Here is a 15,278-nt window from a genome sequence, read left to right on the forward strand (position 1 = left end):
AAGGGTAGTAATACTAGAGACTATTGAGAATTGCTGCAGCAATAAGCTTATTTTGGGGATATAGAATTTACTCAAGGTTAAATGCTTGATGCATTAGCAATTTGAATAAATCAGAATGAGTTCCTGCCCTTTCAAAGATAATAAAGTCTTTATCTAGTTTATGAATAAGCAACGAGTCTGACTCTACTAGATGGTACTCACGACAATTAATCTATTTACCTATTAGACTGTGATCTTGATACTTAATTGGAAGCTTTTCTTGCCTAAGCAACATCTCTAATTTTCCGCAACTGGTTAGTCCAGTAATCACACTTAATTAGACTATTTGAAGGCCTCACTCTATGCCCCATTATCCTAAAAACTATTAATTATAATTATTTGCATGCATTAACTAATATAAATTAATACATAATATAAATCTTTCCTTCATTATCGTTTATAAGCTAATATTGCCATCGTATTAGCAAACCGATATATTTCTTCCGTTACTATAAACTGCTAGCTTAAGGATTGATGTACAATGAAGTTATCTGCTCAGGAAAAAATGAAGCTACTAGATATAAAGTCTCGTTATATTGCTGCTATAAAACAACGCTCTCCACATTCTTATAAATTTGATGCAAATGTCGCCTGCTTGCGAGAAATTGAGGCTCTTTGTAAAGAGTTTCAATCACTATGCATACCCTATTATATTAAAATAGAGAAATTAGGCTCAAGATTAGAGGATGCTAAGTGTAATATTTTTGTATTAATAAAAGCGAAACATAAAATAAGTCAAGCTCAAGGAGCTCTTAAAGAAGCTAGCTCAATTTTATTTGATAAAGAATTTTCTGAATTAATGACACAAGAGTTTGGAGACAAGCCAATAAAAGGTTTAAGTTTTGATGAAAAGGAAGAAACTAAAACAACTTATAAAGCTGGTTTTTTCCAGAAAAGAGACGAGGTTCATATAAAAAATTATATTATTAAATTTTCAGACGATACTGCACTTACTTGGCATACATTAGACATTGAAGAAGAAATGAATCAAGCAGAAATTTTATTTAATGACAAACTTAAACAACTTAATACCTCACCGCAATTTAATTATTAAATAAATTCTATCTACCTAGTTCATTCAGCCTTGTGCTTTAACTAGGTAGATTTGATTATAAAATTAATCAAGCTTATAAGCTCTATTCAAGGGCAAGATTTAACTTACTACCGTCTATTTTAGAATTATAAAACTCTTTTTCGGTTCTAAGATCGCTACCGAATGCTTATTTTGAAATCTAGCCACAACGTAGAGCCTCTATTTTTTTAGTTTATTTTTTGAATTCGAGGGCTTACTTGAAGTTTTGTATGACTTATCTGATTTTCCACGTGCTTCGTCAGGATGCACCGAATTGTGCTCATCTTTACGACGTGCATCTTGTGACTCGTTTTTAAAATCTTTAGTATGGGGCATTTGATATTCCTTTCAATAATTTTATCCAAACCTAAATTTAAAGTTAGATGGATTTTTATTAAATTACAAATTAGGTCTAATCATTTGTCACTTAAACCAATCATTATAATTAATGCTAAAGTTCATGGCTGGAATTGAAAGATAGTTATTGTAGAAATCAAAGATGAAGGCAAACGATGCCTGTATTTAGTTTATTCTCTGCTGTAGTCATGGTAATTTATAAATAATGCATCTCTAAGGACAGCATAGTAAATAAAAGGAATTTAATGAATAGAATGCTCTCTGTTATTGGAATGATGCTTGTTATCACTTTAGTACACGCAGATTTAGCCAGGTGGACATTTAAACCTCTAACTGCAACCAAAATTACAGTTCCTGCAAATGATACGGCCACCATAAAATATCAAATTACAAATCAATCCATAATCCCTTATAAGCTTGCGATGAAGCCTATTATTGGCGTGAAACAAATAACTACAGCAGGTTACTGCCCTAAAAACTTTGTATTAGGTTATAAAGAATCTTGCATTCTAAATTTAACCATTAATGGACGTGCTTTGTCGGGAAATATAAAAGGAGGCCCTGTAGTATGTAGCCAATGTATTTGGAGTAAATGCTATAAGCCAAGCCTTAATGATGTTCTAAGAATTACTAAAGGACCGGCTGCAAACTATACAATAGGCGGCGCTGTTTTTGGTCTTCATGGGCGCTTGATTCTAGTAAATAATGGCCATGATAAGCTTATCCTAAATACAGATGGGACTTATACTTTTCCTAAAGCCTTATCGCCTGGGCGTTCTTACGCGATCACAATAAAAAACCAACCTCGTAATCAGACCTGTACAGTGAGTAATGGCAATGGCGTAGTCACTAAGGCTAACGTGGCCAACATCGTCGTAAATTGTTCTACTCATGTTTATACAGTGGGAGGTAGTGTTTCGGGTTTAGCCTCTTCTGAATCCCTTGTACTCCAAAATAACGGTAGCGATACGTTGACAGTAAATAGTAATAGTTCTTTTACATTTATTGAGCCAGTAGCCCAAGGCGCAATTTATGATGTTACGATATTACAACAACCTAAAACTCAACGCTGTACGCTAGCTAATAAGAGAGGAAGAATAAAGACGTCTAATATCACCAATGTGCAAGTAACTTGTGCAACTAAGGCATATACTGTTGGTGGAAAGGTCTTAAGTTTAGACGGTACAGTCGTATTGCAAAACAATGGGATGGATGATTTGTCTATTCATAATAATGGCCCTTTTACCTTTCCTACTCCAATCACCAAAGATGCAACCTACCATGTCACGGTGCGCCATCATCCAGAGACACAAAATTGTAAAGTAACTAATCCCAGTGGCACTATAGGAGAAGCGAATGTTCGCAATGTTGGGATAACCTGTACTACAAATACTACGGCGTTAACTATGAGTGTTAATAAATTAGCATTGAGTGCTGCAGGAATCATTGAATATGGTATCAATGGAGCACCCAATTCTGGTTTAGCTCGGATAATTACCATTGAAAACACAGGTAATTTACCTGCTACCAATTTCACCGTTAACTTGCCTGCCTGGCCAGAAGGTACCACAAGCACCACCACTTGTGAAAATATTCTTACAGCAGGTGATCATTGTATCATTACCATTATTCCAGGTAATACAGCCACCTCAGATGGCACGAATCCCTGTTCGAGTGGAACAAGCCCTATTCCAGGAATAATCCGAGTAACAGCTGATAATGCGAGCGCTATATCTAGCGAGGTTGTAGTATTAAACTATGGTTGTATTTATCAAGGCGGCTATGTCTATGCTTTTGATGATTCAACGGCAGATACTCAAAGTGTTGGTGGCAAGGTCGTTACCCTAGCAGACCAAGCTCCCCCTCATCCTAATGGGGTTATTTGGAGCTCCAATGGTAATGGGAATACACCTGATGATGCCGCCTACGATAGTATCTTTGGTGTTTCAAATAGGTCGACCCCGTCAGCACCTATTCCTAATATTGGACAAGTAGCTGGTCAAAATGCATGCAATGGAAGTCAAGACGGGGCATGTAATACGGATAACATTTATCTTTTTTATCAAAATAATGCTAAAGGTGCGCCTATTGATCCGGCCTATTATGCAGCAGCCTATTGTAAGCAAACTATTAATGATTATAGCGATTGGTATTTACCAGCAATGTGTGAAATGGGTTATGGCGATGCTATCTGTGGTACTTCAAGCACACCTACCTTGCAAAACATACAATCCAGTCTTGTAGACAATGGCCTTATTTCTCTCTTAGGTTATTATTGGAGCTCTACTCAAACTACACATGGCCCACAGTATAGCGCTTGGTACCAATATTTTGCGCCTGATGGTAAAAGCGTGCAGCTCTTTGTCAGTAAGTTTAATCGACTTGGTCTACGTTGTTCTCGGCATTTAGACTCTGTTTAAACATTCATATTTCTTATTTTAAAGTTAATAACCTATTTATTTTTTTTTACACTATCTTCTTTATGAATTGCTTCCTTGCCGGATTTAGTACTTTTGACTTTTACTTTAGGATTATCTTTAGATGCTCTATATGTTTTGCTCCCTAATTTGGTATCTTTGGTAAGCTTTTTTTCAACAGTACCTTTAGTTTTTCCTTGCGGAGAATCCCAAGTTACTTTATCCCCTTCTTTAAGTTTACTCATATTAACCTTTTAATTTCCCAGTTTTTAATGTATTTAATTATGAAGTAAAAGCCGTTATTTAATGTGCCAAATTTTTTCTTTATACATTAAGTAAACGTTAAATAGTTCATCTTGCATTAATTTTTCAAAATTAGCACTCTTAATATCAAGCCCTCCAGTATAACTACCAAACGACGGCATAATTATTTTATTTTGATTTATTAGAAAACATTTACCGGTAATCTTTTTAATTTTCAACTTAGGATGATAGTGGCCTACTATTTGGTAGGGCGTATCAGGCAAGAGGTCATGAGTAAAGGTAATATTTTCTAATTTCCAACAAGTACAGAAATAAATATTTGTGGCAAAGTTAAGTATAGCCTTTTTATCATGGTTACCCATTAACCAAATCCATTTATCTAACTGTTGAGAAATTTGCTCAAGTAATTTTAGTGCTGAATTATCTATACGTAAAAAAGCATTTGGGTCATGGACATTATCACCTAAAGATAAAAGTGTTTTGGGTTTGAAATAATCAACTACCTGTTCAAGGCGTTTAAGTGTATCCCACGTATCATATAAAGGAAGTGGATTTCCGCGTTTAGCATAATAAGAGCCTTTCTCTAAATGAAGATCGGCAACAATAAGCAACTGTTGCTCTGGCCAATAAATGACTCCTAAGCCACTGAAAATTAATAAGTGCTTAGCAAATGTTATTTGGATTAACTTTTTTTCACTATCATTAATTAACAATTTTTTTAACCTCATTAATTAATTTAACAGCCATCGCTTCAATTTCAGCAGAAGATAATACCTCTTCCTCGGCTGTACCATTTAATTTTTCAGTTACATAGGTAGACAAAATAGGAATAGCAAACGGAGAAGGACGACTTAATAAATTTATATGAATATTGTGGTGGAAGCGTTTTAGTAGATTAGTTAACCTTTCAATATCTACTAATAATTTATCAACCTCTTCACGAGTAATTTTTAATAAAATATGTTCAGGCTCATAACGCTGCAACACATCATAAATTAAATCTGTACTAAACGTGACTTGTTTCATTGATTTGTGTGTAGAGGCTATTTGGCGTTCCGTTAAGCCACTGATAATAGCAATTTGCCTAAAGGTACGTTTTAATAAGGATGACTTAGATAACCATATTTCTAACTCTTCATATAGAATCTTACTGGTAAATAACTCAGCAATAGTTTGTGATTCGATTGGGTTAACTGTGCTAATAGCTAAACCATAATCGATAACCGTAAAATTAATAGGCTTTAATTTTAAAACTTCTAGGCGTTGCGTTAATAGTATGCCCAAACTATGATTAGCTCGTCGGCCTACAAAGCTATAGATAACTAAATAATTTCTTTGTTTATAGGTAAATTGCTCAACTAAAACAGCCTTGTCATTTGGAATTAATGAAAACTTCTGTTGTAATTTTAGCCACTCCCTAATCTTAGGCGGCAGCTTTGTCCAAGACTGTGGCTGATTAATTAGCTTTAGTACTTCATCTGCTAAAAAAGTAGATAAAGGCATGATTCCACCACGGTAAGAAGGTAGTTTGGGTTCAAGTGCCTTAGTTTTACGAGTTTCAACATGCATATCATGTATACGAACATATTCTAAAACCTCTCCCGCAAACAGAAATGAATCGCCTGCCTTTAATTCCTGAATAAAAGATTCTTCAATATCTCCTACATATCTATCCTTTCTTTTATTAATAACTTTTACACGCAAACGGGCTGCTTCAATAATTGTTCCAATATTCTGACGATGACGTCTTATCACCTTAGATGAGCTAGGGACATACTTATAATTTTCTTTGGTTAATCTATGATATTGCGGGTAATGCTGTAGGGTATACCCACCATCAACAGCAAATTGAAATAACTTTAAAAAAATAGCTTTTTTTAAATAACGGTAAGGATAGGCACTGCGAATTGTTTTAAATAAACTTGTTTTCTGAATAGGCTGACTACAAGCACTATTAATAATAAATTGCACAACTATATCTAGCGCGCCTAGATGCATTTCCTCGTCATCTAATTTACCTTTAGCAACAGCATTAATAGCCGCTATTGATTCTAAGGCATCGAAATAATTAGTGGGTACGATATAGGCTAAACTGGCTTTATTAAATTGATGATTAGAACGACCAATACGCTGTATTAAGCGACTAATACTTTGAGGCGCACCAACTTGAATGATTGCATCAATATCTCCCCAATCAATTCCAAGTTCTAAAGCTGAAGTTGCTATTATTGCTTTAATTTTACCTTCAACAATAAGTGCTTCTGTTTTTAAGCGTTGCTCTTTACTCAGTGAGCCGTGATAAATTGCAATAGCTAAATTTGCTTCGTTACACATCCAAAGCTGATGAAATAAATACTCAGCTTGGGCGCGAGTGTTAACAAAAACAATCGTTAATTTATGTTTAAGTAATAATTCATAAATGCTAGAAATAGCATATCGAGCTTTAAAGCCACTATAAGGCATAGTGCAAGTGCTTAGTAAGTGAACTGAGGGTTTGTGATGAGATTTGATATTTAAGATATCTACTTTACTTCCTACAGGAACAAGCCAACTGGCTAATTTTTGTGGATTTGCTACTGTTGCTGATAAACCAATGCGCATCGCTTGAGGAGAGAATTGGTGTAATTGCGCTAAAGCCAAGCTAGTAAAATCCCCTCGTTTATTAGTCGCTAAGCTATGAATCTCATCGATAATAATTAATTTTATCTTTGAAAAAAAAGTTTGTGCATTAGTATAACTTAATAAAAGCATTAAGGACTCAGGTGTAGTTAACAAAATATTGGGTGGTTTTTTAAGTTGTTTTTGCCGCTGATAAGAAGAGGTATCGCCTGTTCGTATAGCAACTTCAACAGCAAGCGTCATCTCCTTTATAGGTAGAAGTAAATTGCGATGAATATCTTGTGTTAATGCTTTTAAGGGAGAAATATAAAGCGTATGCAAACCTTGTGGTTGATTTAAATGAATATCAACCAGAGCCGGCAAAAAACTTGCTAATGTTTTACCCCCGCCTGTGGGAGCCACTAATAAGGTGGATTGATTTTTAGCAAAAACAACAAACATTTTTTGCTGAAAAGAATGCATAATCCAGTTTTTTTGCTTAAACCATTGAAGCAAAAAGGTTGGAATTAAACGGTTAACATCCGTTAAACGCATTATTATCCTCATGCAGGTTGTTATTTCAAATTAAGATCTTATACTTTAAAAAAGCTTAAAAGAAGTAATTAAGGTGCATCCAAAAAAATGGCTAGCAATTAAAAAAGAAGGCTTATACTGCATTCCCGGCCAATTCTACATTGACCCAGTTTACGCTGTCGATAAAGCAATTATAACTCATGCTCATGCCGATCATGCCCGTTCAGGGCATCAGTCAGTCATTGCGCATAACGCAACGATTGATATTATGAATGTTCGTTACACTGACAACTGTGCTAGCCAATTACAAGGTTTATCCTATCACGAGCACTTAGTAGTGAATGATGTAGCACTTTATTTATTACCAGCAGGGCATATTTTAGGTAGTTCACAAGTAGTAATTGAATATAAAGGGTCGCGTTTAATCATTTCAGGTGATTACAAGCGCGCATTTGATCCTACCTGCGACAGTTTTATTGCTGAACCTTGTGACGTTTTTATTACTGAAGCAACGTTTAGCTTACCGATATTTAAACACCCACCTATTGAACATGAAGTAAAAAAGTTACTTCATTCAACAATGATCTTTCCAGAGCGCTGTCATCTCGTAGGTGTTTATGCTTTAGGCAAATGTCAACGTTTAATTAAGACGTTGCGTATACTTGGGTATTTAGAAACCATTTATATTCATGGCGCACTTAAAAAATTATGTGATTATTATGAAGCACAAGGTATTGAATTAGGCCCTCTAGAATCGGCTAATACCTTAGATAAATATAATTCACAAGGAAAAATTGTCTTATGTCCGCCGAGTGCCTTACATGATAAATGGAGTCGACGCTTTGCTCAAGTCATGGTTTGTATGGCTTCAGGTTGGATGCAGATTAGAGCACGAGCAAAACAAAAAGGCATAGAATTACCCCTAATCATTTCTGATCATGCTGATTGGTATGAATTAATTCAAACTATTCATGAAATTAATCCTAAAGAAGTTTGGGTAACGCATGGGCGCGAAGAAGCGCTCGTGCATTATGCTACCCAGCAAGGTTATCGGGCTCAAGCTTTGCATTTACTAGGGTATGATGATCCTGAGGATTAATAATGAAAAAATTTGCCCAGCTACTAAGTACACTCTATTTTACTTACAGTCATTTAGATAAAATGACTGTCATTCAACAGTTCTTTAAGGAAACCGCTGATCCTGAGCGCGGTTATGCCTTAGCTATTATGGCCAATACGTTAGTCTTTCCGACTTTCAAACGGTCTTTAATCAAGGAATTAATGCAGGAAAAAGTTGATCCTGTATTATTTGAATTATCCTACGATTACGTTGGTGATATGTCAGAGACTGTGGCCTTACTTTGGCCTGAGTTTGTGCAAGAAGACGGTAAAGAGCATGAATTACCGCCTCTATCAGTCATTATTTCTAATTTTAACTCATTACCCAAAGACCAAATTAAAGCTTATCTAGGTGAGTTATTAAATCAATGTAATGCTACAGAGCGCTGGGCACTTTTAAAATTAGGAACAAGTAGCTTACGTATTGGTATTTCAACACGTTTTTTAAAAAAGACCTTAGCCGAATATGGTCACGTGACTATTCAGCAAATAGAGAAAATTTGGCATGGATTAGAGCCGCCTTATATTGATTTATTCGCCTGGTTAGAAAAGAAAACACCTGAGCCTGTAGTTAGCGAAAATATCTTTTTTCACCCGATTATGCTATCTCATCCTCTAGAAGAAAAAGATATTGAATTAATCAATCCGCAAGAATTTTCGTTTGAAAGAAAATATGATGGCATTCGTGTACAAGTAGTCTCAACAACAAAGGGTAAAGCCTTGTTTACTCGTACTGGAGAAAATATTAGTGGTACTTTCCCAGATCTACTAGAATTAATTCAAGGAGACGTTGTTTTAGATGGGGAATTAATAGTTCACACATCTACAGGTATCGGTAGTTTTAATCAATTACAACAGCGCTTAAACAGAAAAACCCCCTCAAAAAAGTTATTTATAGAGTTTCCTGCCGGCCTTATTGTGTACGATATTTTAGCCTGGAATCAGACCGACTTGACGACTTTAACTTTTAAAGAACGGCGAAAAAAATTAAGCGAATGGGTAGAGACCTTTCCATCTAATAAAATCTTATTATCAGAACTCTTAACTATTAAAAATAATCAAACTCTACATCAATTAAAAGAGCAAATTCTAGCTGAAAATCATGCCGCTGTTGAGGGAGTTATGATTAAGCGTAATTTAAGCCCTTATATTGTAGGACGTCCTAAAGGTCATTGGTTTAAATGGAAGCGCAATCCTTTTATTATAGATGCGGTACTTATGTATGCACAGCGAGGTCACGGCATACGCTCTTCTTTTTATTCTGATTTTACCTTCGGATTATGGCAGAATGAAAAACTTTTACCGATTGGTAAGGCTTATTCTGGTTTCACAGATAAAGAATTAGTACAACTCGATCGTTGGGTTCGACATAATACCATTCAACGCTTTGGGCCTGTACGTGAGGTAGAAAAAAAGCTTGTTTTTGAAGTTGCTTTTGATGCTGTTAATTTATCCACTCGTCATAAATCAGGTTTAGCTTTACGGTTTCCGCGTATTAATCGTATACGCTGGGATAAACCAGCTGTTGAAGCTGATCAATTAGATACCTTAATGCAACTCCTTTAGTAAAATTCATGTTTACTAGAGCTTAGGAAATTTTCCTATTAATTTAACTAGATAAAAATATAAAATAACTTTTTATAATTTATTTAAGGAAGTAAATGAGTGCATTACATAATGTATTTCTATCGAAAAATAGAGATATTAATCACGGTATGGCTATTCAAAATTTAATTAGGGACAACGGCTTAGATATTAATGAACAAGATGAGTTAGGTAATACAGTTTTGCATACTATGGCAATACATATAACAGAGAATTACTATAACCCTTACTTTCATAAAAGTAACCCAGAAGGTAAGTTTATTAATAGTACAGGCTACTCAGGCCATTTTTACTATACTAATTATCGCGGCCCCACATTTCTTGATGACTTAGAGTTATTAATACGTCTAGGCGCTGATCCAACTTTAAAAAATAAAAATGGCAAATCTGCAAGTGAATTATTTTTTAGACATTCTTTTTTTGAACTTCAACATCTAGAAATCTATTTTCAAATGATTCAAAGATATTTTCCATCTGCAAATGAGATTATCGCCATAATTAATTATGCTGGTTTTAGATCTAGCCCTTATTTTCGTGAGGAGTGCTTGAGTCAGAGATTAAGCTTTTACAGTAAATGTTGGAATGAGCATGAGTTACCTAAGTTATTAGACGAGCGTCTACTATCATTAGATTGCCTTGAGCAACTAGTAAAATGGATTGAGGAAAATAAATGTGTCCATTTGGGTTGTGAAAATATTTTTGATCAAATTAAACAACGGCTTAACGCCCAAATTAAGCTTCAGCAATCAACGCCTTATTTTATTGATATCATGGGCAGAATAGAAAAACTTTATCATGCCGAGAAAAATACTTTAATTCGCGGAATGCTTCTCAATGACTTGTCTTATCCACTACTTACTTTAATTCAAAAGCTCTATGAGTTTAATAGTATAGAGTCTTTGTTAAACCAAGAGCTATATAATAGCTTAAATCAGATTTTAAGTGATTATGAAGAGAAAAGGGGTATATGTGAATCACTCGAAGTCACTGTTATAAAACCGCTAACACCAGAAGAAATAAAGCTCATTAGACCAATTTGCGCAAGCTTAAGCAATATTTTGGAAGGAAAAATGGAATTGGAAGCAATTAAGTCCTGGAATTTAAAAACAAATTACAGTGAATTACGAAGTCTTATGGAATCAAAATCACATCTTTTCTACAAACAGTCAAAAGCCGTAGTAGATGAGCTTAATCAGAGATTTAGTGAAAATAGGTTAGTTGGTAGTTAGCTTGCAACTATTAAATAATGACTTATCTTATATTCCTCATTTTTAAAGCAGCTAATTAACAAGCTTGTGATAAATTAATAGAAGTAGCATTCACTAAAAATGAATGCTATCTCTCTTATAAAAAATAGGTTTATTCTTAATTTTATTTAATAAAAGCCCTGTATTTAAAACTTGTTATATATAGTCAAAATATTATAGAGGGCTGTAGCCTTGATGAAGCAAAGCGTAATCAAGGTTTTATAGAAAAATATGGCTTACAAAACCTTGATTACGCTTTGCTTCATCAAGGCTACGATAAGGCGGTGCTCTTCATTAAGAGCTTTAATTAAGCTATTTCTTCCAAGTAACGGCGTAGCTTTTTCATAGCATTCTTTTCAAGCTGGCGTACTCTTTCTGCTGATACACCATATTTGCTAGCTAAATCATGTAAGGTCGCTTTACTATCGTCAACCAACCATCGCTGCTGTAAGATATCTTGACTGCGTTCATCAAGTTGTTCAAGGGCCGCAAATAAGTTATCTCGCCCCTGCTCACCACTACGTTCTAGCTCGATTAAATGAGCAGGATCACTAGCAGTATCATGTAAGAAATGAGATGGCATTTTATAAGCATCATCTTCTTCAGAAGACACTGGCGTATCATAGGAGGTATCCATGGCATTTAAGCGCTGCTCCATCAGCATGACTTCATCACGGCTAACGCCTAAATCTTCGGCAACGGCATCTACTTCTTCGCTATTAAACCAGCCTAAACGGGTTTTCATTTGTCTTAAATTGAAGAATAATTTACGCTGGGCTTTTGTCGTTGCTATTTTAACAATTCGCCAGTTACGTAAGACAAATTCATGGATTTCAGCTTTAATCCAATGGACTGCAAAAGAAACTAAACGCACGCCCAATTTAGGATCAAAGCGCTTAACTGCTTTCATTAATCCCACATTGCCTTCTTGAATTAAATCACTAAGTGGTAAACCATAACCCAAATAACCACGAGCCACACGTACTACATAACGTAGGTGAGCAAGTACTAAGCTACGAGCACTTTCAAGATCGCCTTCGCTCTGAAAACGCTCAGCATAGTGATATTCTTCTTCAGCAGAAAGCATTGGAATTTGATTAACACGATGGATATAGGCATCTAAACTGCCTATTGGTAGAGTTAATGATGCCAACTGCAGCTGCTTATTCATAACGTCCTCCAGTTATCTACTTCATAACAGGTAATATTAATGACAGATACAACGCTTTTAGCTTCTTTTTCTTATAAAATCATAAGCCAATTATGCTACATTAACCTTTAATTAATTATAACATCTTAGCCAGCGCTTAATAATAATCCTCAAGCCGGATAGAATTATAGACTAAGTATAGGGCTCAATGGAAGACAATTGTCTCTTGATAGTGAGCCTTGCTCCTAGCCAGCCTAAAAAAATTGCGGCAAATACGATAAGATAAGCTTGCCTTACCGAGAGTCCGAGTAATGGGTAGTGCATATGATACGCAGATGATAATTCCCGAACTGCAATAGCTACGCTTAACATAAAAATATTAATAAAAAATACCGCAAAGATGGCGCCTAACATACCATACCAAATACCAGTATAAAGAAATGGTCTAAGAATGAAGGCATCAGTAGCACCAATTAGCTTTAAGAGTTGCACCTCTCCCTTACGATTATGGAGTGCTAAACGTAAACTATTCCCAATGATTAATACGACTGCTAAAGCTAATAATATTATTATAGCATGTGCTATTTTACCGACAAATCCTAAAATAGCATGTAGTCTAGTTATCCATTGCATATCAAGCTTTGCTTGCTCAACTTGCGGTAAAGACTTTAAACGTTCAAAAAGCTGATTGATTTTTAATGGATCATTTATCGTTGGCGCTGGCACCACTTCAATCACTGCAGGCAAAGGATTTTCAGCTAAAGAATGCATAATTTCGCGCATGCCCTCTTGCTGTTCCAGCTCAGCTAACCCTTGGGCTTTCGTTTTTAAATTAGCATGTCCAACCCCATCAAGTGCACGCACTTGTATTAAGCTATCGTTTTCTTCTTTGCTAGATAAAGACGTTTTAAGGTATAAAGAAATATGGCCGCTTCCCTGCAAATTTGCGGTTAATTGCTTTAAATTATCCGTTATAACCCAAAATAACGATGGTAGTGTTAAAGTAATCGCTATGACAATTACGGTTAGCATAGTTGCTAAAGGCGTGCGGTATAGCGCACTAAAACTGAACGTGGCTGCTTGTAGATGATAAGAAATAAGCGCTTTTAGCTTTTTTAACATATTCGCCCTTCTTTCAACATAACAATTCGATGCTTCATACCTGCAATTAGAGCTAAGTCATGGGTTGCAACTAAAATACTAACACCTACTTGATTAAATTGATCAAAAATTTTCATAATTTCAGTAGATAAACTTGGATCTAAATTACCCGTTGGTTCATCAGCAAGTAATAAGGCAGGTTTATGTACTACTGCCCGCGCAATACCCACACGCTGTTGCTCGCCGGCAGACAAATGAATGGGTAGCATTTTTTCCTTACTTAATAAGCCAACCATATCTAATGCAGCATGCACGCGCTTAGCCGTCATCATAGGCGGCATGCCTTGAATTTGTAACGGCAATACCACATTGTCAAACACGGAACGATCATGGAGCAAATAAGGTGATTGAAAGGTAATACCTAAGCGACTGCGGTAAGCTGCAATATCACGTTTTTTTAGCTGATTTACATCAACATCATTCACTATTAATTGACCAGATGAAGGCGACTCAAGTTTAGCAATTAATTTTAATAACGTACTCTTTCCGGCTCCTGAATGACCGGTAATAAAAGCCATTTCTCCTTTTCCTAAGACGAAATTAATCTGACTTAACGCTTCAAATCCACCAGGATAGCGCTTACTGACCTGATTAAATTTAATCATCATTGAAAATTGCCTTAACAAAGTGCGTAGCTTCAAAAGGACGTAAATCGTCTATGCCTTCGCCAATGCCTATATAACGAAATGGTATCGCTAATTCATTAGCAATAGCAAAGAGAATTCCACCTCTTGCAGTACCATCGAGCTTAGTCATGGTAATGCCTGTTAAGCCAACGGCCTGATGGAATTCACGCGCTTGATTAAGCGCATTTTGTCCGATACTTGCATCTAAAATTAACATGGTTTCGTGAGGCGCGTTAGGATTAATTTTTTGCATAACTCGTTTCACTTTTTTAAGTTCTTCCATTAAATTATTTTGAGTATGCAAACGACCTGCTGTATCTGCAATTAAAATATCAATACCCCGCGCTTTGGCAGCTTGCAATGCATCGTAAATAACAGACGCACTATCAGCACCTGAGTGTTGCGCAATGACCGGTATTTGATTACGTTCTCCCCAGACCTGTAACTGCTGTACTGCGGCAGCTCGAAACGTATCACCCGCGGCTAACATAACCTTTTTACCTTGTTGCTGGTATTGCTTGGCTAATTTACCAATAGTAGTCGTTTTACCTGCGCCATTTACCCCAACCATTAAAATAACAAAAGGAGACTTATCTTCAGTCTGTAACGATAAAGGGGCAGTATTGTTAATTAATATGGCTTGCAAGCGGTCTTTGAGAGCTTTAAAAACAGCTTCTCCATCAATTAACTGCTTTCTAGCCATACCTTCACTTAATTTATTTAAAATATCTTGTGTCGTATTAATACCTAAATCAGCGCGCAAAAGTAATGCTTCTAAGTCCTCAACAATCGTTTCATCAAGTATTTTTTTACCAAGTAAAATACGGCCAATGCCCTCACCGAGCTGTTGCCTAGTTTTACTTAAGCCTTGTTTGAAGCGGGCATAAAAGCCGAGCTTAGATGTAGTCCCCTCGCCCTCACTTTCAGAAGATGGCTCAATCTCAGGCAAAGATCCGACTTCACTGTCTTCCTGTTGTATTAATTCGGGCTCTTCTAAAGGTATCGTTGTCTCTTGAAGAGGCTCTGTTGTTTTAGGAGAAACGTCTTGATTTCTTTTAAACCACTTAATCATAGGTATACAAATTAAAG

14 protein-coding genes are annotated in these 15,278 nt (G+C 35.8%); 5 read left to right on the forward strand and 9 right to left on the reverse strand.

Annotated elements, in window-relative coordinates:
• Nucleotides 1-67: 67 nt before the first annotated feature.
• On the reverse strand, nt 68-211 hold the full coding sequence (locus DYE47_RS16625; protein ID WP_115303487.1) for a type II toxin-antitoxin system YafQ family toxin: 144 nt from the start codon (nt 209-211) through the stop codon (nt 68-70).
• Nucleotides 212-520: 309 nt separating this feature from the next.
• On the opposite strand from DYE47_RS16625, the gene DYE47_RS11890 reads away from it, so the two are divergent.
• On the forward strand, nt 521-1,093 hold the full coding sequence (locus DYE47_RS11890) for a hypothetical protein (RefSeq protein WP_115303488.1): 573 nt from the start codon (nt 521-523) through the stop codon (nt 1,091-1,093).
• Nucleotides 1,094-1,291: 198 nt separating this feature from the next.
• Here the strand turns inward: DYE47_RS11890 and DYE47_RS16200 are convergent, their stop codons facing one another.
• Nucleotides 1,292-1,447 carry a hypothetical protein gene (locus tag DYE47_RS16200; protein WP_165482035.1) on the reverse strand — a complete coding sequence of 52 codons (156 nt, stop codon included), beginning with the start codon at nt 1,445-1,447 and terminating at the stop codon, nt 1,292-1,294.
• A 266-nt stretch (nt 1,448-1,713) separates the two neighbouring features.
• Here DYE47_RS16200 and DYE47_RS11895 point away from each other — a divergent pair, with 266 nt between their 5' ends.
• Nucleotides 1,714-3,888 carry a hypothetical protein gene (locus tag DYE47_RS11895; RefSeq protein ID WP_115303489.1) on the forward strand — a complete coding sequence of 725 codons (2,175 nt, stop codon included), beginning with the start codon at nt 1,714-1,716 and terminating at the stop codon, nt 3,886-3,888.
• A 32-nt stretch (nt 3,889-3,920) separates the two neighbouring features.
• Here the strand turns inward: DYE47_RS11895 and DYE47_RS11900 are convergent, their stop codons facing one another.
• From DYE47_RS11900 to DYE47_RS11910, 3 genes are read right to left on the reverse strand one after another with little or no spacing between them, the layout of a single operon-like run.
• Nucleotides 3,921-4,130: a hypervirulence associated TUDOR domain-containing protein gene (locus DYE47_RS11900; RefSeq protein WP_115303490.1), complete on the reverse strand. Its 210-nt coding sequence runs from the start codon at nt 4,128-4,130 to the stop codon at nt 3,921-3,923.
• A gap of 54 nt (nt 4,131-4,184) precedes the next feature.
• Nucleotides 4,185-4,862: a ligase-associated DNA damage response endonuclease PdeM gene (pdeM, locus tag DYE47_RS11905; RefSeq protein ID WP_160149898.1), complete on the reverse strand. Its 678-nt coding sequence runs from the start codon at nt 4,860-4,862 to the stop codon at nt 4,185-4,187.
• Nucleotides 4,852-7,302 (reverse strand): ligase-associated DNA damage response DEXH box helicase, encoded by a 2,451-nt coding sequence (locus DYE47_RS11910; protein WP_207385178.1) that lies wholly within the window; start codon nt 7,300-7,302, stop codon nt 4,852-4,854. The genes pdeM and DYE47_RS11910 overlap by 11 nt, the downstream gene beginning before the upstream one ends.
• A 73-nt stretch (nt 7,303-7,375) precedes the next feature.
• On the opposite strand from DYE47_RS11910, the gene DYE47_RS11915 reads away from it, so the two are divergent.
• The 3 genes from DYE47_RS11915 to DYE47_RS11925 all read left to right on the forward strand — a co-directional run bounded on the left by DYE47_RS11915 (nt 7,376) and on the right by DYE47_RS11925 (nt 11,234).
• Nucleotides 7,376-8,380: a ligase-associated DNA damage response exonuclease gene (locus DYE47_RS11915; RefSeq protein ID WP_115303493.1), complete on the forward strand. Its 1,005-nt coding sequence runs from the start codon at nt 7,376-7,378 to the stop codon at nt 8,378-8,380.
• Nucleotides 8,381-8,382: 2 nt separating this feature from the next.
• Entirely contained in the window at nt 8,383-9,966 is a 1,584-nt protein-coding gene (locus DYE47_RS11920) for a cisplatin damage response ATP-dependent DNA ligase (RefSeq protein ID WP_115303494.1), read from the forward strand.
• Between the two features lie 95 nt (nt 9,967-10,061).
• Entirely contained in the window at nt 10,062-11,234 is a 1,173-nt protein-coding gene (locus DYE47_RS11925) for a hypothetical protein (RefSeq protein WP_115303495.1), read from the forward strand.
• Between the two features lie 325 nt (nt 11,235-11,559).
• On the opposite strand, the gene rpoH is transcribed toward DYE47_RS11925, so the two are convergent.
• The 4 genes from rpoH to ftsY all read right to left on the reverse strand — a co-directional run bounded on the left by rpoH (nt 11,560) and on the right by ftsY (nt 15,261).
• Nucleotides 11,560-12,423 (reverse strand): RNA polymerase sigma factor RpoH, encoded by an 864-nt coding sequence (gene rpoH, locus DYE47_RS11930; protein ID WP_115303496.1) that lies wholly within the window; start codon nt 12,421-12,423, stop codon nt 11,560-11,562.
• Between the two features lie 171 nt (nt 12,424-12,594).
• Nucleotides 12,595-13,524, reverse strand: coding sequence for a permease-like cell division protein FtsX (ftsX, locus tag DYE47_RS11935; protein WP_115303497.1), 930 nt, complete (start codon nt 13,522-13,524; stop codon nt 12,595-12,597).
• On the reverse strand, nt 13,518-14,168 hold the full coding sequence (gene ftsE, locus DYE47_RS11940; RefSeq protein WP_115304081.1) for a cell division ATP-binding protein FtsE: 651 nt from the start codon (nt 14,166-14,168) through the stop codon (nt 13,518-13,520). Before ftsE ends, ftsX begins: the two co-directional genes overlap by 7 nt.
• Complete coding sequence (ftsY, locus tag DYE47_RS11945; protein WP_115303498.1) at nt 14,161-15,261, reverse strand: signal recognition particle-docking protein FtsY; 1,101 nt, start codon at nt 15,259-15,261, stop codon at nt 14,161-14,163. The genes ftsE and ftsY overlap by 8 nt, the downstream gene beginning before the upstream one ends.
• Nucleotides 15,262-15,278: the final 17 nt, after the last annotated feature.

The sequence above is a fragment of the Legionella beliardensis genome, from assembly GCF_900452395.1.
GTDB lineage: Bacteria > Pseudomonadota > Gammaproteobacteria > Legionellales > Legionellaceae > Legionella_C > Legionella_C beliardensis.

What these genes read in the sequence shown, in the direction of transcription:
- rpoH (WP_115303496.1), bottom strand. Translation starts at nt 12,423, where the DNA reads ATGAATAAGCAGCTGCAGTTGGCATCATTAACTCTACCAATAGGCAGT.
- DYE47_RS11920 (WP_115303494.1), top strand. Translation starts at nt 8,383, where the DNA reads ATGAAAAAATTTGCCCAGCTACTAAGTACACTCTATTTTACTTACAGT.
- DYE47_RS11895 (WP_115303489.1), top strand. Translation starts at nt 1,714, where the DNA reads ATGAATAGAATGCTCTCTGTTATTGGAATGATGCTTGTTATCACTTTA.
- ftsY (WP_115303498.1), bottom strand. Translation starts at nt 15,261, where the DNA reads ATGATTAAGTGGTTTAAAAGAAATCAAGACGTTTCTCCTAAAACAACA.
- DYE47_RS11900 (WP_115303490.1), bottom strand. Translation starts at nt 4,130, where the DNA reads ATGAGTAAACTTAAAGAAGGGGATAAAGTAACTTGGGATTCTCCGCAA.
- ftsX (WP_115303497.1), bottom strand. Translation starts at nt 13,524, where the DNA reads ATGTTAAAAAAGCTAAAAGCGCTTATTTCTTATCATCTACAAGCAGCC.
- ftsE (WP_115304081.1), bottom strand. Translation starts at nt 14,168, where the DNA reads ATGATTAAATTTAATCAGGTCAGTAAGCGCTATCCTGGTGGATTTGAA.
- DYE47_RS16200 (WP_165482035.1), bottom strand. Translation starts at nt 1,447, where the DNA reads ATGCCCCATACTAAAGATTTTAAAAACGAGTCACAAGATGCACGTCGT.
- DYE47_RS11910 (WP_207385178.1), bottom strand. Translation starts at nt 7,302, where the DNA reads ATGCGTTTAACGGATGTTAACCGTTTAATTCCAACCTTTTTGCTTCAA.
- DYE47_RS11890 (WP_115303488.1), top strand. Translation starts at nt 521, where the DNA reads ATGAAGTTATCTGCTCAGGAAAAAATGAAGCTACTAGATATAAAGTCT.
- DYE47_RS11925 (WP_115303495.1), top strand. Translation starts at nt 10,062, where the DNA reads ATGAGTGCATTACATAATGTATTTCTATCGAAAAATAGAGATATTAAT.